Below are 22561 nucleotides of genomic sequence, written 5' to 3' on the forward strand. Positions count from 1 at the left end.
GCACTTTGGCCGGTTCTGCTCCAGCGCGAAAGGCGCCCGCCCTTCCGCACGTTGGCGCAGGCGAAGCCGGTGCGGCGGCGCGAATGGCGCGCATTTGGGCCGGCGGGCCTGCCGGCGTCCACAGGTCCGCCACGAGGATGCCGCCTTCGGGCGACAGGAAGCCGCCGCGGAGGTACGACATGCATCTGGTGAAGCCCGCGGCCGCTCTGGTCGCGCTCGTCCTGGTCCTGACGGCGGCGGCGGGAGCCGGCGCGCAGCAAGCGGCCCCGGCCGGCGCCGCGCCCGCCAAATCGGCGCCCGCGGGCCCGGCGCCCGAAGCCGCGCCCCCGGGCGCACCGGCCCCCGCACAGGCCGCAACCCCGGCACCGGCCGCGCCGGAAACCGCCGCCAAACCTGCACCGCCCCCTGCGCCGACCCCGCCGGACCCCACCATCGTCGCCGCCCGCGAGAAGCTGGACGCCACCCGCTCCGGCCTCGATGCGCTGGAGGCCGCCCTGGCGGTGGAGGGCCTGCGGCAGGTGGACCTGGACGAGTTGCGCCAGCGCCTCGACCCCGCCCGCCGCGACCTGCAGGCGGTGACGGACCAGATCGCCCCCCGCATCACCGATTCCCACACCCGCCTCGGCGCCCTCGGCGCCAAGCCAACCGACGGCGCGGCGGAAGACCCGACGGTGACGGCGGATCGCGAACGGCTGCAGAAGCTCACTGCCGAGCTTGAGGCGGTGCTGAAGCTGAACCGCGCCCTGTACCTGCGCGGCGAGCAGATTTCCGACCGCATCAGCTCGCGCCGCCGCGCCCTGTTCACCGGCCAGCTGTTCGAGCGGGCCGACAGCATCCTCGACCCCTCCCTGTGGTCCAGCGCCGCATCGGCCCTCTCGCGGGAACTGCGCTCGCTGAACTTCTTCGTCAGCGACTGGTCGGCCTATTCCTCCCGCCGGCACGGCTCCCTGCCGGCGCTGGGCATCTTCCTGGGCGCGGTCGGCATTCTCGGCGCGGTGGTGGCGGGCGGGCGCTTCCTGCGCCGCCGCCTGCGCACCCCGGCCCCGGGCGAGGGCGAGGCCTTCACCCGGCTGCGGTCCGCCCGCGAGGCGCTGAAGGTGGTGGTCCTGAACGCCTCGGTGGGGCCGGCCGCCACGCTGGCCGCGGTGGCCTTCCTCGGCGCGTTCGACGTGGTGCCGCCGCGCGCGGAAGAGCTGGTGCGCGGGCTGGTGGTGGCGGTCTTCATCAAGGCCATCGGCAATGGCGTGGCGCGGGCGCTGCTGGCGCCGGACGAGCCGTGGCGACGCCTGCCGGCGCTCTCGGACAAGGCCGCGGCCGTGGCCTTCCGCTATTTCTCCTTCGCGGTGTGGACCCTGGCCATCGCCGCCTTCCTCAATGCGCTGCACCGGGTGCTGTTCGTGCCCGTGGGCCTCACCGTGGTCACCAGCGCCCTCATGGCGCTTCTGATCGCCGGCTTCATCGCCCGCTTCCTCGTCAACCTCGCCCGCACCGACGACACCCCCGCCGAACCGGCGGCCGGCACCGAAGCCGCCCCGGCGGCGGCGAGCGGCGGGGGCCAGACCTGGCTGCGGCTGGTGGTGTGGGTGGCGGTGGCCTTCCTCATCGGCGCCCTGGTGGCCGGCTACATCAGCTTCGCCGCCTTCGTGGCCGCCCGCATGGTGGTGGCGGCGGCGGTTCTGGGTTGCCTCTACCTGCTTTATGCCCTCATCGACTCCTTCTTTGGCGAGGGGCTTTCGGCCGAGACGCCGCGCGCCCGCGCCCTCTCCAAGACGCTGGGGCTGAAGCCCACCAGCCTGGAGCTCATCGGCGTCATCGTCTCCGGCCTGTTGAAGGTGCTGCTGTTCGTGGTGGCGGCCTTCCTCATCGCCGGCAGCTGGGGCACCTCCACCGCCGACGTGATGGACACGGTGGAGCGCGCCACCTTCGGCCTGCGCATCGGCAACACCACCATCACCCTGTCGAGCGTGCTCTATGCGGTGGCGCTGCTGCTGGTGAGCCTGGTGGTGGCGCGGGCGTTCCAGCGCTGGGTATCCTCCGCGCTGCTGCCGCGCACCGGGCTCGAAACCTCGCTGCAATCCTCCATCGGCACCATCGTGGGCTATGTGGGCACCATCGTCGCCATCATGGTGTCCATGGGCGAGCTGGGGCTGAACCTCGAAAACATCGCCCTCGTGGCCGGCGCCCTCTCCGTGGGTATCGGCTTCGGCCTGCAATCCATCGTGTCCAACTTCGTCTCGGGGCTGATCCTGCTGGCGGAGCGGCCGATCCGGGTGGGCGACACCATCAATGTGAAGGGCGAGGAAGGCTATGTGCGGCGCATCTCGGTGCGCTCCACCGAGATCGAGACGTTCGAGCGCGCCACGGTGATCGTGCCCAATTCCGACCTCATCACCGGCATGGTGAAGAATTGGACGCACTCCAACACCACCGGGCGCATCATCGTCGCCGTCAACGTCTCCTACGATGCGGACGCGGAGGAGGTGCGCGACATCCTGGTGGCCTGCGCCTGCGACCATCCGCAGGTGCTGCAATCGCCGCCGCCGCGGGTGTTCCTGATGAAGTTCGCCGATGCGGGCATGGCCTTCGAGCTGCGCTGCGTGGTGGCCAATGTGGATTATTCGCTCACCGTGAAGAGCGACCTGCATTTCCAGGTGCTCGCCCGCTTCCGCAAGGCCGGCATCGGCATTTCGGCGCAGCCCTGGGCCTCGCTGGCGCGCGCCCCGGCCGACATGGTGCCCGCCCCGCCCGCGCCGCCGGACCCCCTGCAATGAGGCCGCAGCCGGCGCTAACGCTTCCTCAACCCCGCGCGGCGCACAAGGCGGAAAGCCGCGACGGGGGCGGGGTGCCCCTGTCCCCCCGCCAGCCGGAACCTGCCATGCGCGCCACCGCCCTTCGTCCCCTCTTCGCCGGCGCCGGCGTCGCGCTGACGCTGCTTCTGTCCGCCTGCGGCACCACCGACACCGACCTGAACGCGCAGCCCTCGTTCTATACCAACCTCGCCCGCACCGGTAAGCCGGTGGACCCGGCCGCCGCCGCCTCCATCCTGACCGACTACCGCACCGCCCGCGGCCTGCCGGCGGTGAGCGTGGACGAGCAGCTGAGCCGCATCGCCCAGGACCAGGCCAATGCCATGGCCAAGGCCGACAACCTCTCCCACGAGGTGGGCGGCCGCAGCTTCATGGCGCGCATGAAGGCCTCGGGCTACGACGCCGCCCGCGCGGTGGAAAATGTCGGAGCCGGCTACCACACTCTGGCGGAAGCCTTCTCCGGCTGGCGTGATTCCCCCGGCCACAACAAGAACATGCTGGCCCCCGGCATGACCCGCATGGGCATCGCCACCGCCAATGCGCCCAACTCCAAATACAAGGTGTACTGGGCCCTGATCCTGGCCGAGCCGGACGCCCCCGGCCGCTGAGGCATCGTTCCGGTCGCGGCAAACGACACCGTGGACCTGGCCGTTGCGAGCCTGTAGCGTGCGCCGCAGCAATTGCGGGGGCAGAAGGGCACGGGCCGGTGATGCTGGCGCATACGAGTGAATATGAGCGCCGGCGCCGCGCGTTCCGCTGGGACATTCCGGCGCGCTACAACATGGCGGTGCACGCCTGCGACGCCATCGCCGCGCGCGAGCCGGGGCGGCCGGCTTTGTTCCTGCCCGATGGCGCGGACGTCCGCCCGGTGTCCTACGGCGCCCTGGCGGCGGCCTCCAACCGCCTCGCCCATGCCCTTTGCGCCCACGGCATCCGCCCCGGCGACCGGGTGGCCATCCTGCTGCCCCAGTCGCTGGAAGTGCTGGTGTGCCATCTGGCCGTCTACAAGCTGGGAGCCGTCGCAGTGCCGCTGGCGGGGGCGTTCGGGGTGGAGGCCATCGCCTACCGGCTGGCGGATTCCGGCGCAAAGGCCCTCGTCACCGACGATGCGGGCCTCGCCAAGGTGGCCGGCGCCGCGGCGGCGCCCGGCCTCCTCATCTGCGTGGACGGGGCGCGGACCGGGGCGCTGGCCTTCGGCGCGCTTCTGGAGGCGGCGTCCGACCGGCCGCTGGACATCACCTCCGGCCCGGACGACCCGGCGCTGATGATCTACACCTCCGGCACCACCGGCCAGCCCAAGGGGGCGCTGCACGGCCACCGGGTGCTGCTGCCCCATGTGAGCGGGGTGACCTTCACCCATGAGGGCATCGGCCGCCCGGGCGACCGCATGTGGACCCCTTCCGACTGGGCCTGGGCCGGCGGGCTTTTGAACACCGTGCTGCCGGCGCTGGCGCTGGGGGTACCGGTGGTGGCGCAGCCGCGCGGCAAGTTCGAGCCCGAGGCCGCCTTCGCCCTGCTCGCCCGCGCCGGGGTGCGCAACGTGTTCATCCCGCCCACGGCGCTGAAGATGATGCGCGCCGTGCCGAACCCGAAGGCCCGCTTCGGCTTCGATCTGCGCACGGTGGGTTCGGCCGGCGAGGCCCTGGGGGCGGAAACCTTCGAATGGGGGCGCGAGGCCCTGGGCGTGGCGGTGAACGAATTCTACGGCCAGACCGAGTGCAACTATGTCATCGGCTCCTCGGCGGCGCTGGGGGTGGCGAAGGCGGGAGCCACCGGCAAGGCGGTGCCGGGCCATGACGTGGCGGTGCTGGGGCCGGACGGGCAGCGGCTGCCGCCGGGGCAGATGGGGGAAATCGCCGTGCGCGCCCCCGACCCGGTGATGTTCCTGACCTATTGGAACCGGCCGGAGGCCACGGCGGAGAAGGTGCAGGACGGCTGGCTGCGCACCGGCGACCTGGCCCAGCAGGACGAGGAGGGCTATTTCCACTTCCTCGGCCGCGACGACGACGTGATCACCTCGGCCGGCTACCGCATCGGCCCGGCGGAAATCGAGGACGTGCTGCTGCGCCACCCGGCGGTGGCGCTGGCGGCGGCGGTGGGCCGCAAGGACGCCCTGCGCACGGAGATCGTGAAGGCCGTCATCGTGCTGCTGCCGGGCTACAGCCCCGGGCCGGCGCTGGAGGCGGACATCGCCGCCTTCGTGAAGACCCGCCTTGCGGCCTATGAATATCCCCGCGCCTTCCAATTCGTGGACGAATTGCCGCTCACCACCACCGGCAAGGTCATTCGCCGCCTGCTGCGGGATTAGAGCGCGTTCCGCTCAGCCTGCATCGCAAGCTGAGCGGTAAAACGTTCTCTATCAATAATTTAGAGACTGATCCGAGCAGATTGAACCCATTTGCTCGGTGGTTCGCGCTTCTAAACTTCAGAAGAAGAACGCGCGAGCCCCTTGGAGCCCTGCGTTCGGCCGGCCTGCGTCCTCAGCCCAGGTATTGCCGGGCGATGGCATCCACCGTGCGGGCGAACACGGCGGCATCCACGCCCACGGCGGTGAACACCGAGCCCGCCGCCATGTAGCGCTGGGCCAGGGCCGGATCGCCCACCAGCACGCCGCCGCGGTTGCCCGCCGCCTGGATGCGGCCGAGCCCGGCCTCGATGGCGGCCACCACGTCGGGATGGGTGGGCTGGTGCAGCAGGCCCATGGAGGCGGAGAGGTCGCCGGGGCCGATGAACACGCCGTCCACCCCCGGCACGGCGGCGATCTCCTCCACCCGCTCCAGCGCCTCGATGGTCTCCACCTGCACCAGCACGCACATTTCCTCGGCGCAGCGCTCGAAATAATCCACCGTGCGGCCGAATTTCGTGGCGCGGGAGGCCACCGCATAGCCGCGGATGCCGTGGGGCGGATAGCGTGTGGCCGCCACCGCCGCCCGCGCCTCATCGGCCGTCTGCACCATGGGAATGAGGAAGCTGCGGGCGCCGATGTCGAGGAAGCGCTTCAGCGTGACAGGATCGTTCCACGGCACCCGGACCACCGGCTCGGCGCTGCCGCCCACCACCGACTGCAACTGGTTGAATACGTTTGGTAATTCATTGGGGGAATGCTCCGTGTCCAGCACCAGCCAATCGAACCCGGCGCCGGCGAGGATCTCGCTGGTGTAGTTGGACGGGATGGCACACCAGAAGCCGATCTGCTGCCGGCCGGCGTGAAGCGCATGCTTGAAGGGATTGGCGGGCAGGGTGTTGCGGGGCAGCGACATGGGGGCGGGGTTTCCTCGATTGGCGCACCTGCTTCGAAGCGCGCCCGCCACTATCGCCGGGCGCCGCCCGCCTGCAAAGCGCCCCGCCCCACTCCCCTCCCCCGCCCATCAATGCTATCCAGTCGTCCCCGAAAAAGCGGCGCGGAAGATGCCGCCATCGGGCCACGGCCGGCCGGACCAAAGGCCCGGCCGGAGGAGACGCCCACCCCCAAGGAGTCCACCATGCTCACCACCGTTCCCGCCTTCGACCGCATCGGCGAGGAGAATGCCTTTGCCGTCCTCGCCCGGGCCACGACGCTGGCGGCACAGGGGCGCTCCATTCTCAACCTGGGCATCGGCCAGCCGGATTTCCGCACCCCCGGGCACATCGTCGAGGCCGCCATCAAGGCCCTGCGCGACGGCCAGCACGGCTACACCCCCGCAAACGGCATCCTGCCCCTGCGCGAGGCGGTGGCCGGCGACCTCAACCGCCGCACCGGCGTAGAGGTGGACCCCGACCTGGTAATGATCGTGCCCGGCGGCAAGGTCACCATGTATGCCGCCATCCGCCTGTTCGGCGAGCCGGGGGCGCAGATCCTCTATCCCGACCCCGGCTTCCCCATCTACCGTTCCATGATCGAGCACACCGGCGCCACCCCGGTGCCCGTGCCCATCCGCGAGGAGAACGGCTTCGCCTTCTCCGCCGAGGAGACGCTGGCGCTGATCACCCCGGCGACGCGGCTCCTCATCATCAATTCCCCCGCCAACCCCACCGGCGGCGTGACCCCCGCGGCCGAGATCGACAAGCTGGTGAAGGGGCTGGAGGCCCACCCCCACGTGGCGCTGCTGTCGGACGAGATCTACGACCGCTTCCTGTTCGACGGCGCGGAACACCGCACCCTGCTGGCCTATCCGCAGATCCGCGACCGGCTGATCCTGCTCAACGGCTGGTCCAAGACCTATGCCATGACCGGCTGGCGGCTGGGCTATTCCATCTGGCCGAAGGATCTGTGCGACAAGGTGCGCAAGCTGGCGGTCAATTGCTGGTCCTGCGTCAACGCCGCCACCCAATATGCCGGCATCGCCGCGCTGGAAGGCCCGCAGGATGCCGTGTTCGCCATGACGGCGGAGTTCGACGCCCGCCGCCGCATGGTGGTGGAGGGGCTGAACCGCCTGCCGGGCGTCTCCTGCGCCACGCCCAAGGGCGCCTTCTACGCCTTCCCCAACGTATCGGGCACCGGCTGGCCGGCGGCCAAGCAGCTGGCCTCGGCGCTTTTGGAGGAGGCCGGGGTGGCGGTGATCGGCGGGCCGGATTTCGGCATCCACGGGGAAGGCTACCTGCGCCTGTCCTATGCCACCTCGCGGGAGAACATCACGGCGGCGCTGGAGCGCATGGGCGACTTCCTCGCGGCATCGCGCAAGGTCGCCTGACCGGTGGCGGGCGCGGGCGGCGGCGTGTGGCGGCGGCGGGCACCGGCCGTCCTCCTCCTCGCCGTGGCCCTTGCGCCGGCGCTGCTGCTCTACGTCACGCGGCCGGCCCCCCCGCCCCCCGCCGGCGTGGCGCCGGAGATGATCGGAGCCGCACCGTCGGAAGAGGCGCCGGCGGACACGGGGACACCGGACGCGGCACTCCCCGATCCCGCCCGCACCGACACCGCCCCGCCCCCCGCCGCCAGCGGCCCGGCCGCCAAGGTTGCAACGACGGTTGCAACGACGGCCGCAGCGAAGACCGCCCCGACCGCGCCCGAGCGCTGGCAGCGCTCCAGCCCCTGCCCGCGGGAGCGCCTTTCCGGCCGCCAGTACAATCGCTGCCTTTATGACAACACCCGCACCTCCGAGCAGGCGCTGGAAGCGGAGGTGGCCAACGCCATCGCCGTGATCGAGGCCCGCACCGACCTGCCCGGCGTGCAGCGCGCCAAATGGAAGTCGCTGCTGGACGAGGCCCAGTCCCGCTTCCTGCTGTTCCGCACCTTCGACTGCCAGAGCGTCGCCCCGTTCGAAGGGCCGCGGGGCATCGGCAATTTCGAGCAGCGCGCCTTGTGCCTCATCGAGGCCAACACCCGCCGCGCCACCGACCTGCGCGCCCGCTACGGCTCGCCCATGCCCCTGCCGGAAGGCCCGCAGGGCCCGCAGGACCGCGGCGGCACCTGGACCCACGCCGTGCCCCCGCCGCTGGACTGAGGCCCTGCGGCACGCCCGCGCAGCACCGGGGGGCGCGCCCGGCGCAACTTGTATGGTAGAAAAAGGCCGAACCGGCGGGCCCGCGCGCGCCGGCTTGCGCCCGTCCCGGGACGGGTCCAAAGGTGGCGACACAGCAAGACGGCGGAGGGGCGATGTCCAGGGTGGTTTGCGTCGGCGAGGTCATGGTGGAACTCGCCCGCGGCTCGGATGGCCGCTTCGGCCTCGCCTTCGGCGGCGACACCTTCAATACCGCGGTCTATCTCGCCCGCGCCGGGGTGGACGTGGCCTATGCCACGGCGCTGGGGGACGACGCCTTCTCCGACGACATCCTGGCCCTGGGCACCGCCGAAGGGGTGGACATGAGCCTGGTGCCCCGCGCCCGGGGCCGGGTGCCGGGGCTCTATCTCATCACCACCGACGCCGGCGGCGAGCGCAGCTTCCATTACTGGCGCGACACCGCCCCCGCGCGCGCCCTGTTCGAGCTTGACGGCTGGCAGCAGGTGGCGGCGGAGCTGGTGGCGGCACGGGCGGTCTATTTCTCCGGCATCACCCTTTCGCTCTACACCAACACCGGCCTCGGCCGCTTCCTCGCCACGCTGGAGCTGGCCGGCAGCGAGGGCGGGGCCTGGCGGGTGTTCGACGGCAATTTCCGCCCCCGCGGCTGGGGCGGCGAGCTGGAGCGGGCGCGCACCGTGTTCGCCGAGGCGCTCAAGCGCTCGTCCATGGCGCTGCCCACCTTCGAGGACGAGGCGGCCCTGTGGGGCGATGCCTCCCCCGCCGCCACCATCGCGCGCATCACCACCTTCGGGGTGAATGAGGTGGTGGTGAAGAACGGGGCCGGCGGCGCTCTCATCCATGCGGACGGGCGCACGGTGGAAGTGCCGGTGGAGCGGCAGGTGGCGCCGCTGGACACCACGGGTGCCGGCGACAGCTTCAACGCCGGCTATCTGGCCGCCCGCCTGTCCGGCGCCCCGCCGGAAGAGGCCGCCCTGGCCGGCCACCGCCTCGCCGCCGAAGTCATCATGCACCGCGGCGCCATCATCCCCCGCGCCGCCCAGGCGGGCGTGACGGCGCACTGAGGGGGAACTCAAGAGCCCAGGCTGAGGACCGGCGCGCAGGTCCGTCGAAACGGCGGCCGCGCGTCCTCAACCGGCGGGTCTGGCGCTGAAAGCGCCCCGCCTCAGCCCACCATGTCGCGGGCTTCCAGCACGGTGGAATCCGCCGCGAGGCGGTAGAAGATGGGGGCGCCGGTGGCGATCTCGCGCTTGGTGATGCCGTCCGGGGACAGCCGCTCCAGCACCATCACCAGCGCCCGCAGGGAATTGCCGTGGGCCGCCACGAGCGTGCGCTCGCCGCGCAGCACGCAGGGCAGGATCTCCTGCACATAATAAGGCAGGGTGCGGGCCACCGTGTCGCGCAGGCTCTCGCCCCCGGGGGGCGGCACGTCATAGGAGCGGCGCCACGCATGCACCTGCTCGTCACCCCATTTGGCCCGGGCATCGTCCTTGTTGAGGCCGGAGAGGTCGCCATAGTCGCGCTCGTTCAGCGCCTGGCTGCGGTGGGTCTTCAGCTCCGGCTGCCCCATGGCGTCGAGGATGAGCGACAAGGTGCGCTGCGCCCGGCCGAGGTCGGAGGTGAAGGCCACGTCGAAGCCGAGGCCCTCGGCCTTCAGCAGCGCGCCGGCGCGCCCGGCCTCGGCCACGCCCTGCTCGGTGAGGCCTGGATCACGCCAGCCGGTGAACAGGTTCTTCAGGTTCCACTCGCTCTGCCCGTGACGGACGAGGACGAGGATGCGATCGGACATGGAAAAGCTCCGCGGATGAAGAAAGCGGGATCAGAAATCGGCAAGGCCCAGCACGTCGGCCATGGAATAGAGGCCCGGCTCGCGGCCCTTCGCCCAGCGGGCGGCGGCCAGCGCGCCATTGGCGAAGATCATGCGGTCCTCCGCCTTGTGGGCCAGCTCGATGCGCTCGGACGGGCCGGCGAAGATCACCATATGCTCGCCCACCACCGAGCCGCCGCGCAGGCTGGCGAAGCCGATGGCCCCGGGCTTGCGGGCGCCGGTCATCCCGTCGCGGCCGCGCTCGGCGCAATCATCGAGGGTGCGGCCGCGCCCCTGCGCCGCCGCCTCCCCCAGGAGCAGGGCGGTGCCGGAGGGCGCATCCACCTTCCGGTTGTGGTGCATCTCCACGATCTCGATGTCGAAGCCCTCGCCCAGCGTCGCCGCCACCCTGCGGGTGAGGGCCGCCAGAAGATTGACCCCGAGGCTCATGTTGCCGGACTTCACGATGGGGGTCTTGCGCGCGGCGGCGGCGATGGCCGCAGTGTCGGCGCTGGAAAAGCCGGTGGTGCCGATGACATGGGCGATGCCGGCTTCCGCCAGGCTCTCCGCCAGGCGCACCGAGGCGGAGGGGGTGGAGAAATCCACCACCACGTCGGCGCCGTTGAGGCTCGGGGCCGCGTCGCTCTCCACCGTCACGCCGGTGGGGCGCGTGCCGCACATGAGCCCGGCATCCTCGCCTAGATGGGTGGAGGCGGAATGCTCCAGCGCCCCCACGAGGGCGAGGCCCGGCGTGTCCAGGATGGCCTTGATCAGGGTGCGGCCCATCCGGCCGCCGGCTCCGGCGATGACGATGCGCAGGTCGGACACGGCAAACTCCCTTCGAAGGCGGCAGACCCGCCTTTAATCAATCAATCGGAGGGCGATCCGGCTCAGCCCGGCGGCAGTTCGTGGCCGGTGAAGCCGGAGATGAGCAGCAGGTCGGCGACGGATGCCTCGCGGCGAATGGCAAGGGCCCGCTGGTAGCCCGCAGAGAAATAGCAGGCGCGGGCCGTGGCCACGTCGCGGAAGGCGACGACCATGTAATGCGCGCGCCCGTGCCCCTCCAGCAGACGGTGGCGCCCGCCGCGCACCAGGAACCAGCCGCCATATTCGGCGAACGGCTCGGCCTCGGCGGCCTCATAATCCTTGTAGCGTTCCGGGTCGGTCACATCCACCCGGGCCATCCAATAGCCGCGGGGATGCTCCGGCGTGCCCTCCGGCGGCGGCGCCGGCACGGGCTGGGGGCCCGCATGGCCTTCCACGACGGCAAGGTCGGCCACGGCGGTGGAGCGGCGCAGGGCGCGCACGGCCTGATAATCGGGCGCATCATAGGTGGCCACGGCGGCGTCGAAGCTGTCCATCTCCACCAGCACGTTGCGATGGCGCTTGATGCCTTCCAGCTGCTCGAAATCGCCCCCGCGCACCACAAAGCGCAGGTGGTGGTCGTCCACGTAGCGCTGGTTGGCGTTGCGGTAGGTGATGTAGTCCACCGGGTTGACCACATCGAGATTGAGGAACCAGTACCCCTTGGCCATCGCCCCGTCCCCCTTCAGCCGCCGGCCAGCTCGGCGAGAATGGCGCGCGCCGCCGCCAGCGGATGCTCGGCGGCGGTGATGGGCCGGCCCACCACGATCATGTCCGCTCCCGCCGCCACCGCCTCGGCCGGAGTGGCGATGCGCTTCTGGTCGCCGAGGTCGGCGCCGCGCGGGCGCACCCCCGGCGTCACCACCAGCCGGTCGGGACCCAGAACGGCGCGCACCATGGCCGCATCGGTGGGGGCGCAGATGACGCCGGCGATCCCCGCCTGCGCCGCCTGCGCGGCGCGCATCCGCACCGTCTGCGACACCCCGGCGGCATAGCCGGCGGTGGCAAGGTCGGCGTCGTCATAGGAGGTGAGCACGGTGACGCCCAGCACCTTGAGCCCGCTGCCCGCCGCCCCCCGGGCCGCCGCGGCCATGGTCTGTGGATAGGCATGGACGGTGAGCAGCGTCACCCCCCGCTCGGCGGCCATGGCGGTGGCGCGCTCCACCGTGTTGCCGATGTCGTGCAGCTTGAGGTCGAGGAACACCCGCTTGCCGGCGCCGATGAGGTCGGCGGCAAGGTCGAGCCCCCCGGCAATGGTCAGCTCCAGGCCGATCTTGTAGAAATTCACCACGTCGCCGAGCTGCCACACCAGCGCTTCCGCGGCGCCGACATTGGCATAGTCCAGGGCGACGATCAGGCGGTCGCGGGCTTGGGCTTGGGCTTCGGCTTGGGCGTCGCTCATGCGGCCTCCTCCATGGTGCGCCACCGGTCCACGCGCCCCTCGGCCGTAGCGCGGAACCAGCATCCCCCGCCCACCGGCGGCTGGTCGTGGGCGCGGGAAATGGGGTAGCCCGCCAGGTGGCACAGAAGCAAGGTGCCGACCCCGCCATGGCCGACGAAGATGACCGGAACCTGTCGATCCTCTCGAACCTCAAGAAGCGCGGCAGTGATGGCGGCGACGATGCGGGCCTGCGCATCCACCGCCCGCTCCCAGCCGGCGACGCTCTCCAGCGGGCGGGCGAAGAAGGCGTCGGCCATGGCCTGGAAGGCGCTTTCGGGCAGGTAGCCGGTGGCGGAGCGGTCGTTCTCCTCCATCCCCTCGCGCACCTCGACGGCGAGGCCAAGCGCCCGGGCGAGGATGGCGGCGGTCTGCAGCGCCTTTTCCTCGGTGGAGGAAATGATGCGTTTATAATGGCTTAGATCGAAGCGGGCGGCAAAGGCGCAGGTCCGCTCCCGGCCCAGGTCCGACAGGCCCCAGCGGGGTACCGGGACGGTGGGGTCCACCTTCACCTGCGGATGGGTCAGATAGAGGAAGTCCGTCACGGCGGCCCCGGCGGAAATGAGTGCCGGCGCCGGGCGGCGCCGGCTCCTGCGGCTCAGGGCCGGCGATAGGCCCAGACGCGGGCGGGCGGAATGTTCATCCAAACCCGCGGCGAACGCTCCCCCTCGATGGCGCCGGGCACCAGCGGCACCGGAGAAACCACCGCATAAGTGAATTGCACGAAGGGCGTACCGGGGTGGGAGAGGTCGAACGCCTCGTTCACCATCCGGTGGCGCTCCACCTGCGGCATGGTGAAGAGGGGCAGAGAGGAGATGGTCCCCACCGCCTTGCCCGGCAGCCGGTCCGCCAGCGTCTTGCGCAGGGCGTAGGCGTCGCCATTGATCACCGTAACACCGGGATACCGCAGCCGCAGCAGGGCGCAGAATTCCGGGTTGTATTCGATGAGGAACAGCCGCTCTGGCGCAAATCCGCGCTGCAGCAAGGCCTTGGTGACGGGGCCGGTGCCTGGTCCAAGCTCGATCACGGGGCCGTCCAGCTTCGGGTCCAGATAGCTCGCCATCATCTTGGCCAGCGCCGGGCTCGACGGGGAGACGGCACCGGTCTTCAGCGGATTCTGGAACCACGACTGCAGGAAGCGCACTTCATCCTTGAGATGCGGCTTCGAAAGCGACGGCTGGTGAAGCTGGCTGCGACGGTCGTGGGAATGAAGCATCAACGGCACCTCGGGCACCCGATTGGATCGGATGTCAGGCGCTTAGACGGGAAAGGAGGCCCGGTCAAGGTTTGCCATCCGTTCGCAACGCCCCGTGGAGGAAACTGTCCAGCGCCGCCGACAGAAGCGCGTCCTGCGAGCCGGTGAGGAAGGCGGAGCAGGTGAGCTTGAGGCTGACCGTGCCGTGCACGAGGATCCAGAAGGTCGTAGCGAGGGCGGCCGGGTCCTGCCCGGCGCGGAGCCGGCCGGCGCTTTCGAGGTCCAGGAACACGCCTGCGAGCAGCGAAAATGCCGCAGCCCCGGCCGCATCCTTTCCCGCCAGGGCGCTGGCGGCGAAACCCGGCTCCATGAAAATGAGTCGGTAGGTTTCCGGCTCGCTGCACCCGAAGGTGGCATAGGCGCGGGCGAGCGCATGCAGCCGGACGACGGGATCGGCCGCGCCGCCCGCTTCCGCCAGGGCGGCCAGAAGGCCGCGCATGCCGGCCTCCCCCAACTCCCGGGCGATGGCATCGCGGTTTTCGAAATGCAGGTAAAGGGCGGCGGCAGAATAGCCTGCGGCCTCGGCAATGCGCCGCATGGTGAGGGCTTCGAACCCCTGGTCGAGCACGATGCGGCGGGCTTCGGCGAGGATGCGGGCGCGCGCATCCTCCTTGCGGCGGGCGCGCGGGGATGCGGGCGGCGGGGCGGGGGACGGCGGGGATTCGGGCACGCTTGCGCCTCCGCGCTTGACATGAACGATGTTCATTTTATGAATATTGTTCAGTGAACGTTGTTCAGGAGTTCATCTAATGTCGCCCGCCGCCCTTTCGCAAGCCTCAACCGCCCCCCGCATCGCCCTTCTCGGCGCCACCGGCCCCATCGGCGCCAGCATCGCCGCGGCCCTCGGCAGCGCGGGCATCCCCTTTGCGGTGGTCGGACGCTCAGAAAGCGGGCTCCGGGCCGCCTTCGGCGCGGAGCCACTGGCCGCCCGGCGCATCTGGAACCCCGAAGACCCCGCCAGCATCCGCGCCGCCGTGCGGGGCATGGACACCCTCATCCACATGGTGGGTGTGCCCTATGATTCCTTCCATCTTCACCCCCTCCTCATGCGCCGCACGGTGGAGGCCGCGGCGGCGGAAGGGGTGCGGCGGCTGCTGCTCATCGGCACCGCCTACCCCTTCGGCCACCCGCAGACGGCACGGGTGGACGAGGCCCATCCGCGCCACCCGCATACCTTCAAGGGGCGCATGCGCAAGGAGCAGGAGGATATCCTGATGGCGGCCGATGCGGCCGGGGCGCTGCAAGGCGCGATCCTGCGCCTGCCCGATTTCTACGGCCCGGGGGTGGAGCGCAGCTTCCTCGCCGACATCTTCGCCGCCGCGGCCGCCGGGCGCCGCGCCAAGGTGATCGGCCCCATCGACCGCCCGCACGAATTCGTCTTCGTGCCGGACGTGGGGCCGGTGGTGCGGGCGCTGGTGGTGCGGGAGGACACGTTCGGCCGCGCCTACAATCTCGGCGGCGCCGGTACCATCACGGTGCGGGAGGCGGCACGGCAGGCGTTCGCGCTCATGGGCCGGGAACCGAAGCTGATGGTGGCGGGCAAGACCATGCTGCGCCTTGCCGGGCTGTTCGATCCCGTCATGCGGGAGTTGGTGGAGATGCATTACCTGCTCACCGACCCGGTGATCTTCGACGACACGGCGCTGGCGGCGCGCCTCGGGCCGGTGGGCAAGACGCCCTATAAGGAGGGCATCGCCCGCTGCATGGCCACCGCCTCCGGCAGGGAATGAACAGCGCCCGGAAGGGCAGAACCGTTTACCGTCGGCATCGTCGCCGGCATGCTCGGGGCCAGAGATGGAGGGGGCGCATGAGGGCACGGCTTGCGGCAATGGTGACCCTCTGCGCCATGCTGGTGGCCGCCACCCCCGCTCCGGGCCAGGGGACGACGGCGAACGGCGCGTTCTTCGACCTGTTCCTGAAGGGCTGCCTGCCTGCGGCCCTCACCGAAACCTCCATCAAGCCCTATGCGCAGGCGGCGAAGCTCTCCCCTGCGCCGCCGCTTATGGTGGCGCGGTTCGGCGCGATGATGAAGGACCCCATCGGCTTCATGACCGCCGGTGCCGTGCCTGTCTTCATCCTGCAGGGCCCGGCCACGTGGTGCATGGTCAACTCCCTGCGTCCCGCCGACCCGGATGCGGTGTTCGGCCGGATCGAGGCCGGGCTGAACAGCGATGGAAAGTCATTCCGCCGCGCGCCCGGACCGGAAGAGCATAAATCCCAGGGCAACGCCTCCCTGTCGCGGAGCTATTTCGGCCATGTGGCGGGCAAGGCCTACGTCGTGACGGTCATGATCGTCGAAGATGCGCGCCGACAGCCGCAGGCCGTCGCCTCCATCCGGGGGCCACCGCGCTGAGACCGCCGCCACAATAAGTGAGCGGCTCGCGCCTTATGCTCCCTCACCGCCGGCGAAGAACTCCTTCACCTTGGAGAAGAAGCCGGCGGATTCCGGGTGGGTCTCGCCGGAGCTTTCCTTGTCGAATTCGGCCAGCAGCTCGCGCTGCCGCTTGGTGAGCTTCTGCGGCGTCTCCACCACCACCTGCACATACATGTCGCCATGGTTGCGCGCGCGCAGGATGGGCATGCCCTTGCCGGAGAGGCGGAAGCGCTTCTGCGACTGGGTGCCTTCCGGGATCTTCACTTTGGTCTTGTCGCCGTCGATGGTGGGCACCTCCACCGTGCCGCCCAGGGCCGCCGTGACCATGGAGATGGGCGCGCGGCAATAAAGGTCCGCACCCTCCCGCTGGAAGAAGGGATGGGGCTCGATGGAGAGGAAGATGTAGAGGTCGCCCGCCGGGCCGCCGCGCACGCCGGCTTCCCCTTCGCCGCCGAGGCGGATGCGGGTGCCATCCTCCACGCCGGGGGGAATCTGCACGGAGAGGGTGCGCTCGCGCATCACCCGGCCGGCGCCGCCGCAGGCGCCGCACGGGTCCTCAATGACCGAGCCGCGGCCCTGGCAGGCGGGGCAGGTGCGCTCCAAAGTGAAGAAGCCCTGGGCATGGCGGATCTTGCCGGCGCCGCCGCAGGTGCGGCAGGTCTTGGGGCTGGTGCCGGGCTTGGCGCCGGAGCCGTTGCAGGCCTCGCAGCTGACCGAGGTGGGAATCTTGATCTGGGCGGTCTTGCCGGTGAAGGCCTCCTCCAGCGTGATTTCCATATTGTAGCGCAGGTCCGCCCCGCGCCCGCGCTGCTGCCCGCCGCCGCCACGGCCGCGCCCCATGGTGCCGCCGAACAAATCATCGAAGATGTCGGCGAAGGAGGACGCAAAATCGTTGCCGAAGCCGGGGCCGCCCGCCCCGCCATTCTCGAAGGCGGCATGGCCGAAGCGGTCGTAGGCGGCGCGCTTCTGGGGGTCTTTGAGGACCTCGTAGGCCTCGTTGACCTCCTTGAACATCACCTCCGCTTCGCCATTGCCCTGGTTGCGGTCGGGATGCCACTTCATGGCGAGCTTGCGGTAGGAAGCCTTCAGCACCGTCTCGTCGGCGCCGCGGTCGCAGCCGAGGGTTTCGTAATAATCGCGCTTGGCCATGCTCAATCTTCACCCGCCGCAATCGGCTCACGCCCAAGCCCCCGAAACCACGGAGGGCTCGTCAGCGCGTCTTGCTGATCGTCATGGCCGGCCTCCTGCCGGCCATCCACGCATCGGGCCTGGGAACATGCGTCGCCCTGTGTGCGCCAGCGAACGCTCCGGCGGCCCGACGTGGATGCCCGGGACGAGCCCGGGCATGACGGATGGAAACATCCGAAGGCAATACTGCCTCATCTGCTCTCGCAGACGAAGCAGTCCGGCGGGCGCCAGGGCCCGCCGGCATTTCGTCAGGCCGACTTCTTCTTGTCGTCGTCCACCTCGGTGAACTCGGCATCCACCACGTCGTCCTTCGGCTTGGCGCCGGCCTCGTCGCCGCCCTGTTGGGAGGCATACATGGCCTCGCCGAGCTTGAGGGAGGCCTGGGCGAGGGCGTTGGTCTTGGCCGTGATGGCCTCGGCGTCACCCGCTTCCAGCGTGGACTTGAGATCGGCCAGAGCCGCCTCGATCGCCCCCTTCTCCGCCGCGCCGACCTTGTCGCCATGCTCGGCGACGGCCTTCTCGGTGGAGTGAATGAGGGCTTCCGCGTGGTTCTTGGCTTCCGCCAGAGCCTTGCGCTTCTTGTCCTCGGCCGCGTGGGCCTCGGCGTCCTTCACCATCTTCTCGATGTCGGCGTCATTCAGGCCGCCCGAGGCCTGGATGCGGATCTGCTGCTCCTTGCCGGTGCCCTTGTCCTTGGCGGAGACCTGCACGATGCCGTTGGCGTCGATGTCGAAGGTCACCTCCACCTGCGGCACGCCGCGGGGCGCGGGCGGGATGCCCATGAGGTCGAACTGGCCGAGGATCTTGTTGTCCGCCGCCATCTCGCGCTCACCCTGGAACACGCGGATGGTCACCGCGGTCTGGCCATCTTCCGCCGTGGAGAACACCTGGCTCTTCTTGGTGGGGATGGTGGTGTTGCGGTCGATGAGGCGGGTGAACACGCCGCCCAGGGTCTCGATGCCCAGGGAGAGCGGGGTCACGTCGAGCAGCAGCACGTCCTTCACGTCGCCCTGGAGCACGCCCGCCTGGATGGCGGCGCCGATGGCGACCACCTCGTCCGGGTTGACGCCCTTGTGGGGCTCCTTGCCGAAGAACTGCTTCACCATCTCCTGCACCTTGGGCATGCGGGTCATGCCGCCGACGAGGACCACCTCGTCGATCTGCCCGGCGGTGAGGCCGGCATCCTTCAGCGCGAGCCGGCAGGGCTCCATGGTGCGCTGGATGAGGTCGTCCACCAGCGCCTCGAACTTGGCGCGGGTGAGCTTCATGGTGAGGTGCTTCGGACCCGAGGCATCCGCCGTGATGAACGGCAGGTTGATCTCGGTCTGGGTGGCGGACGACAGCTCGATCTTCGCCTTCTCGGCGGCTTCCTTCAGCCGCTGGAGGGCGAGCTTGTCGTTGCGCAGGTCGATGCCCTGCTCCTTCTTGAACTCGTCCGCCAGATAGGAGACGAGCCGCATGTCGAAGTCTTCGCCGCCGAGGAAGGTGTCGCCGTTGGTGGACTTCACCTCGAACACGCCGTCGCCGATCTCCAGCACCGACACGTCGAAGGTACCGCCGCCGAGGTCATAGACCGCGATGGTGCCGGCCGATTTCTTGTCGAGGCCGTAGGCGAGCGCCGCAGCGGTGGGCTCGTTGATGATGCGCAGCACCTCAAGGCCGGCGATGCGGCCGGCGTCCTTGGTGGCCTGGCGCTGGGCGTCGTTGAAATAAGCGGGGACGGTGATGACCGCCTTCTCCACCTTCTCGCCCAGGAACGACTCGGCCGTCTCCTTCATCTTCTGCAGGATGAAGGCGGAGATCTGCGAGGGAGAATATTTCTTGCCGTCCGCCTCGACCCAGGCGTCGCCATTGTCGGCGCGCACGATCTGGTAGGGGACGAGCTTCTTGTCCTTCTCGACGGTGGGATCGTCGTAGCGGCGGCCGATGAGGCGCTTCACCGCGAAGAAGGTGCGCTCGGGATTGGTAACGCTCTGCCGCTTGGCAGGCTGGCCGACGAGACGCTCGCCGTCCTCCGTGAAGGCGACGATGGAAGGCGTGGTGCGCGCGCCTTCGGCATTCTCGATGACTTTCGGGGCAGACCCCTCCATCACCGCAACGCAGGAATTGGTGGTGCCGAGGTCGATACCGATGATCTTGGCCATATGGTTTCTCCTTGCCGGCAGGCCGACCGGGCCCTTGCGGCACCCGCTGGGGATGACCGCGAGCCCCTCCCGCGGCGGATCCGCCGGCCCCCTTTGATCGAATTGGGGTTCGCCGCGAAACACGGCGATCGAAGGCGCATATAGGGGGGGTGCCTTGGGGCCGCAAGGCGTGCTAGCAGGCTGCGCGGCCCTTTTTCACATCCGCGCGAGGCCCCGCATGAGTGCCCGGACACCGGCCGGCGAGCCCGGCCACGCCATGCAGGCGCGCAGCGCTCTGGTCATCGTGGACCTGCAGGTGGATTTCCTGCCCGGCGGCGCCCTCGCCGTGCCCGGCGGGCATGAGGTGGTGCCGCTCGCCAACCGGCTCGCCGCGGCCTTCCGCAATGTGGTGCTGACACAGGACTGGCACCCCGCCGGCCATGTCTCCTTCGCCACCAGCCATTCCGGCCGCGCGCCCTTCGACTGCATCGACCTGCCTTACGGGCCGCAGATCCTGTGGCCGGAACACTGCGTGCAGGGCACGCCGGGCGCCGGCTTCTCCGCCGGCCTCCAGATACCTCACGCCCAGCTCGTGGTGCGCAAGGGCCACCACCGGGCCATCGACAGCTATTCCGCTTTCTTCGAGGCGGACCGCACCACCCCCACCGGCCTGTCCGGCTATTTGCGGGAGCGGGGCATAGATACGGTCTATCTGGCGGGGCTCGCCCTCGATTTCTGCGTGTCCTGGTCGGCCGTGGACGCCGCCCGGCACGGCTTCGCCACCCATGTGGTGGACGATGCCTGCCGGGCCCTGGACGTGGACGGGTCCCTCGCCCAGGCGGGCGCGCAGATGGCGGATGCCGGGGTCAGGCGCCTGCGCCTCGCCGATCTCGTCGGCTGAGGTTGCTCCCGGCAGGCCGGGGCCTTCACATCTCCACGGCCGTCATCCAGCCCATGGGGGCGCCGGTGGGATCGGCGACGATGGCGATGCGGCCGACGCCTTCGATCTCGAACGGCGGCCGCAGGATGCTCCCGCCATTGGCCTCCAGCAGCTTCAGCCGGGCTTCGAGGTCATCCACATTGATATAGCTGAACCAGTGCGGCGGCACCGCCGGGGGCACGATGTCGGTCTTGTCCATGAGGCCGGCCACCGGCTCGTCGCCCTGCATGGCGAGATGATAGATGCGCCCGCCGTCCATGGGCATGTCGCTGAAGGTCCAGCCCAGCGTGGCGCCGTAGAAGGCCATCGCCCGTTCCACGTCGTCGGTCATGAGCTCGTTCCAGTAGAACTTTCCGTGCGGGGCCATGGCGTCTCCTGCCTCCTTTTTTGGGCGGCCGCACTATGCCCGATGCCGCCCCGCCCGGCCATGCCTCCACCCGCTGGGGATTGGCCAAAGCCGCCCGCGCCCCCTATGGTCGGCCCTGATCCCGCCGGCGATGCAGGCACCAAGGGCGGAAAGGCCTTTTCCGCCGGGTCCCACCGGGAGCAAACCCTATGCCCGTGCCCGCAAGCCCTGTCCCGCCCGCGCCGGCCGCGCCCCTCGGGGTGGCGCCGCTGGAAGTGGCGCCCGGCGCCCTGTGGTACCGGGAGGCGCTGGACCGGGCGGCGCAGGCGGCCCTGCTGGCCGATATCCGCGCGGTGATTGCGGCAGCGCCGCTCTTCGTCCCCACCATGCCGCGCACGGCACGGCCATTTTCGGTGCGGATGAGCAATTGCGGCCCGCTGGGCTGGGTTTCCGATACATCTGGATACCGTTACCAACCCTTCCACCCGGACACCCGCCTGCCCTGGCCGCCGATTCCCCCGGCTCTCATGGCGCTGTGGGCGACCTACGCGGCCTGCCCCGTCCCGCCGGAAGCCTGCCTCGTCAACGTCTATGCCGCCGATGCCCGCATGAGCCTCCATCAGGACCGGGACGAGGCCGACCTCACCGCCCCCGTGCTCTCCGTCTCCCTCGGCGACACCGCCTTGTTCCGCATCGGCAGCGACGACCGGCGGGGGGCGACGCGCTCCCTGAAGCTGGCATCGGGCGACATCTTCCTGCTGTCCGGGCCGAGCCGCCTCGCCTTCCATGGGGTGGACCGCATCCTTGGCGGAACCTCCACCCTGCTGCCGGAAGGCGGCCGCATCAATCTCACCCTGCGCCGCGTCACCGCCGCCTGACGGGTTCGACCCCGGCCACCCCACAGAAAAGCCCGAATGTCGCCGGAAACATGCCATTCGGTCCGAAGCCGGGGAGCGGAGGCCCCGCCAACCGACCTTTCCTCGCGCCGGAGCCCTTCATGCGTCGCCTGCTGTCCGCTGTCCTCCTCGTCGCCGCAATCGCCTTGCCGTGGCTCGCCGCCACCGGGGCCATGGCCGCGGACCCCATCTTTCCGCGCGGCTCCGCGGTGGGCCTCGTACCGCCGCCCGGCATGGTGGAGAGCCAGACCTTTTCCGGTTTCGAGGATCGCGCCCACAACGCGTCGCTCCTCATCGTGGACATGCCGCCGGAGGCGTTCGAGCAGATCGACGCGGGCTTCGCCACCCCCGCCCTGGCCGCCAAGGGCATCACTTTGGACCGGCGCGAGCCCTTCCCCCTTGAGGGCGCCAAGGCGGTGCTCATGGAAGGCACCCAGACCGCCGGCCTGGTGAAGCTGCGCAAATGGGTGCTGCTGGCGGGCAATGCGGCGCTGACCGCCCTCATCACCCTCCAGGTGCCGGAGAGCGAGAGCGCCGCCTATCCAGAAGCGGCGGTGAAGGCCGCCTTCGCCACCCTCGTCATCCGCCCCCTCACCGACCAGGTGGGCGCCCTGCCCTTCGTGGTCACCGACCTGGCCGGCTTCCGGCCGGTGCGCGCCCTGGCCGGCACCACCCTGTTCCTCACCGAGGGGCCCAAGGACGTGATCGAGGGCACCGAGCAGCCGCTGTTCGTGGTCACCGTGGGCGGCGGCGCACCGCGCGACGACGAGCGCCGGCAATTCTCCATCCGCGCTTTGGCCGGCCTGCCGGGGATCAAGGACCTGCGGCTGGAACGGGCCGAACCCCAGCGCATTTCCGGCCAGGCCGGCTTCGAGGTGATGGCCACCGGCGTGGACGCGCGCGACGGTACCCCCATCAAGGTGGCGCAGTGGATCCGCTTCGGGCCCAACGCCTACATCCGCATGGTGGGGGTGTGCCGGCTCGACGCCTTCCCGGACCTCTACGGCCGGATGCGCGCCCTGCGCGACGGCGTGGAGCCGCGCTGACCTTCCGCAGCCGGTGGGCAGCGACCCGGCGCCGCGCATTTG

Annotated in this window: 22 protein-coding genes; 11 read left to right on the forward strand and 11 right to left on the reverse strand. The window is 70.3% G+C overall.

Translation table 11 applies throughout. From position 1 onward, the window contains the following. Nucleotides 1–179 precede the first annotated feature (179 nt). From ACI7BZ_RS03455 to ACI7BZ_RS03465, 3 genes are all read left to right on the forward strand, one after another. A complete protein-coding gene (locus ACI7BZ_RS03455; RefSeq protein ID WP_414115799.1) occupies nucleotides 180–2771 on the forward strand; it encodes a DUF3772 domain-containing protein in 2592 nt (863 codons plus the stop codon). A 104-nt stretch (nucleotides 2772–2875) separates the two neighbouring features. Beyond that, a complete protein-coding gene (locus ACI7BZ_RS03460) occupies nucleotides 2876–3415 on the forward strand; it encodes a CAP domain-containing protein (protein WP_414115800.1) in 540 nt (179 codons plus the stop codon). A 101-nt stretch (nucleotides 3416–3516) separates the two neighbouring features. Further along, on the forward strand, nucleotides 3517–5115 hold the full coding sequence (locus ACI7BZ_RS03465; RefSeq protein WP_414115801.1) for an AMP-binding protein: 1599 nt from the start codon (nucleotides 3517–3519) through the stop codon (nucleotides 5113–5115). A 172-nt stretch (nucleotides 5116–5287) separates the two neighbouring features. Here ACI7BZ_RS03465 and ACI7BZ_RS03470 read toward each other — a convergent pair whose 3' ends face one another. Next, a complete protein-coding gene (locus ACI7BZ_RS03470) occupies nucleotides 5288–6067 on the reverse strand; it encodes an HpcH/HpaI aldolase family protein (protein WP_414115802.1) in 780 nt (259 codons plus the stop codon). A gap of 222 nt (nucleotides 6068–6289) precedes the next feature. Here ACI7BZ_RS03470 and ACI7BZ_RS03475 point away from each other — a divergent pair, with 222 nt between their 5' ends. The 3 genes from ACI7BZ_RS03475 (at nucleotide 6290) to ACI7BZ_RS03485 (ending at nucleotide 9306) form a co-directional block, all read left to right on the forward strand. Then, on the forward strand, nucleotides 6290–7477 hold the full coding sequence (locus ACI7BZ_RS03475) for a pyridoxal phosphate-dependent aminotransferase (protein WP_414115803.1): 1188 nt from the start codon (nucleotides 6290–6292) through the stop codon (nucleotides 7475–7477). Nucleotides 7478–7480: 3 nt separating this feature from the next. Next, nucleotides 7481–8227 carry a lysozyme inhibitor LprI family protein gene (locus tag ACI7BZ_RS03480; RefSeq protein WP_414115804.1) on the forward strand — a complete coding sequence of 249 codons (747 nt, stop codon included), beginning with the start codon at nucleotides 7481–7483 and terminating at the stop codon, nucleotides 8225–8227. A 152-nt stretch (nucleotides 8228–8379) separates the two neighbouring features. Continuing rightward, nucleotides 8380–9306, forward strand: a complete 927-nt coding sequence (locus tag ACI7BZ_RS03485; RefSeq protein WP_414115805.1) for a sugar kinase — start codon at nucleotides 8380–8382, stop codon at nucleotides 9304–9306. A gap of 101 nt (nucleotides 9307–9407) precedes the next feature. On the opposite strand, the gene ACI7BZ_RS03490 is transcribed toward ACI7BZ_RS03485, so the two are convergent. The 7 genes from ACI7BZ_RS03490 to ACI7BZ_RS03520 form a co-directional block, all read right to left on the reverse strand. Continuing rightward, the gene (locus ACI7BZ_RS03490) at nucleotides 9408–10031 is read right to left on the reverse strand and encodes a 2,3-bisphosphoglycerate-dependent phosphoglycerate mutase (RefSeq protein ID WP_414115806.1); all 624 of its coding nucleotides are present in this window, start codon (nucleotides 10029–10031) and stop codon (nucleotides 9408–9410) included. A 30-nt stretch (nucleotides 10032–10061) separates the two neighbouring features. Further along, the gene (dapB, locus tag ACI7BZ_RS03495) at nucleotides 10062–10877 is read right to left on the reverse strand and encodes a 4-hydroxy-tetrahydrodipicolinate reductase (RefSeq protein WP_414115807.1); all 816 of its coding nucleotides are present in this window, start codon (nucleotides 10875–10877) and stop codon (nucleotides 10062–10064) included. 62 nt (nucleotides 10878–10939) lie between these two features. Next, nucleotides 10940–11584, reverse strand: coding sequence for a DUF1330 domain-containing protein (locus ACI7BZ_RS03500; protein ID WP_414115808.1), 645 nt, complete (start codon nucleotides 11582–11584; stop codon nucleotides 10940–10942). 14 nt (nucleotides 11585–11598) lie between these two features. Further along, complete coding sequence (pyrF, locus tag ACI7BZ_RS03505) at nucleotides 11599–12315, reverse strand: orotidine-5'-phosphate decarboxylase (RefSeq protein WP_414115809.1); 717 nt, start codon at nucleotides 12313–12315, stop codon at nucleotides 11599–11601. After that, complete coding sequence (locus tag ACI7BZ_RS03510) at nucleotides 12312–12896, reverse strand: histidine phosphatase family protein (protein WP_414115810.1); 585 nt, start codon at nucleotides 12894–12896, stop codon at nucleotides 12312–12314. The genes pyrF and ACI7BZ_RS03510 overlap by 4 nt, the downstream gene beginning before the upstream one ends. Nucleotides 12897–12949: 53 nt before the next feature. After that, nucleotides 12950–13567, reverse strand: coding sequence for a class I SAM-dependent methyltransferase (locus ACI7BZ_RS03515; protein ID WP_414115811.1), 618 nt, complete (start codon nucleotides 13565–13567; stop codon nucleotides 12950–12952). A 64-nt stretch (nucleotides 13568–13631) separates the two neighbouring features. Then, nucleotides 13632–14276 carry a TetR/AcrR family transcriptional regulator gene (locus ACI7BZ_RS03520; RefSeq protein ID WP_414115812.1) on the reverse strand — a complete coding sequence of 215 codons (645 nt, stop codon included), beginning with the start codon at nucleotides 14274–14276 and terminating at the stop codon, nucleotides 13632–13634. 79 nt (nucleotides 14277–14355) lie between these two features. Here ACI7BZ_RS03520 and ACI7BZ_RS03525 point away from each other — a divergent pair, with 79 nt between their 5' ends. Together ACI7BZ_RS03525 and ACI7BZ_RS03530 are read left to right on the forward strand one after the other, a co-directional pair. Beyond that, nucleotides 14356–15336 (forward strand): NAD-dependent epimerase/dehydratase family protein, encoded by a 981-nt coding sequence (locus ACI7BZ_RS03525; RefSeq protein WP_414115813.1) that lies wholly within the window; start codon nucleotides 14356–14358, stop codon nucleotides 15334–15336. A 77-nt stretch (nucleotides 15337–15413) separates the two neighbouring features. Continuing rightward, the gene (locus tag ACI7BZ_RS03530) at nucleotides 15414–15959 is read left to right on the forward strand and encodes a hypothetical protein (RefSeq protein ID WP_414115814.1); all 546 of its coding nucleotides are present in this window, start codon (nucleotides 15414–15416) and stop codon (nucleotides 15957–15959) included. A gap of 33 nt (nucleotides 15960–15992) precedes the next feature. Here the strand turns inward: ACI7BZ_RS03530 and dnaJ are convergent, their stop codons facing one another. Together dnaJ and dnaK are read right to left on the reverse strand one after the other, a co-directional pair. Beyond that, nucleotides 15993–17129, reverse strand: coding sequence for a molecular chaperone DnaJ (gene dnaJ, locus ACI7BZ_RS03535; RefSeq protein WP_414115815.1), 1137 nt, complete (start codon nucleotides 17127–17129; stop codon nucleotides 15993–15995). A 287-nt stretch (nucleotides 17130–17416) separates the two neighbouring features. Next, on the reverse strand, nucleotides 17417–19312 hold the full coding sequence (gene dnaK, locus ACI7BZ_RS03540; protein WP_414115816.1) for a molecular chaperone DnaK: 1896 nt from the start codon (nucleotides 19310–19312) through the stop codon (nucleotides 17417–17419). Nucleotides 19313–19529: 217 nt separating this feature from the next. On the opposite strand from dnaK, the gene pncA reads away from it, so the two are divergent. Further along, nucleotides 19530–20192: a bifunctional nicotinamidase/pyrazinamidase gene (pncA, locus tag ACI7BZ_RS03545; protein WP_414115817.1), complete on the forward strand. Its 663-nt coding sequence runs from the start codon at nucleotides 19530–19532 to the stop codon at nucleotides 20190–20192. 25 nt (nucleotides 20193–20217) lie between these two features. On the opposite strand, the gene ACI7BZ_RS03550 is transcribed toward pncA, so the two are convergent. Then, nucleotides 20218–20598, reverse strand: a complete 381-nt coding sequence (locus ACI7BZ_RS03550; RefSeq protein WP_414115818.1) for a VOC family protein — start codon at nucleotides 20596–20598, stop codon at nucleotides 20218–20220. A 188-nt stretch (nucleotides 20599–20786) separates the two neighbouring features. Between ACI7BZ_RS03550 and ACI7BZ_RS03555 the strand changes: the two genes are divergently transcribed. Further along, a complete protein-coding gene (locus ACI7BZ_RS03555) occupies nucleotides 20787–21455 on the forward strand; it encodes an alpha-ketoglutarate-dependent dioxygenase AlkB family protein (RefSeq protein ID WP_414115819.1) in 669 nt (222 codons plus the stop codon). A 119-nt stretch (nucleotides 21456–21574) separates the two neighbouring features. After that, nucleotides 21575–22519 carry a hypothetical protein gene (locus tag ACI7BZ_RS03560; RefSeq protein WP_414115820.1) on the forward strand — a complete coding sequence of 315 codons (945 nt, stop codon included), beginning with the start codon at nucleotides 21575–21577 and terminating at the stop codon, nucleotides 22517–22519. The last annotated feature ends 42 nt before the right edge of the window (nucleotides 22520–22561 follow it).

Source organism: Xanthobacter sp. AM11, assembly GCF_047444035.1.
Taxonomy (GTDB): Bacteria; Pseudomonadota; Alphaproteobacteria; order Rhizobiales; family Xanthobacteraceae; genus Xanthobacter.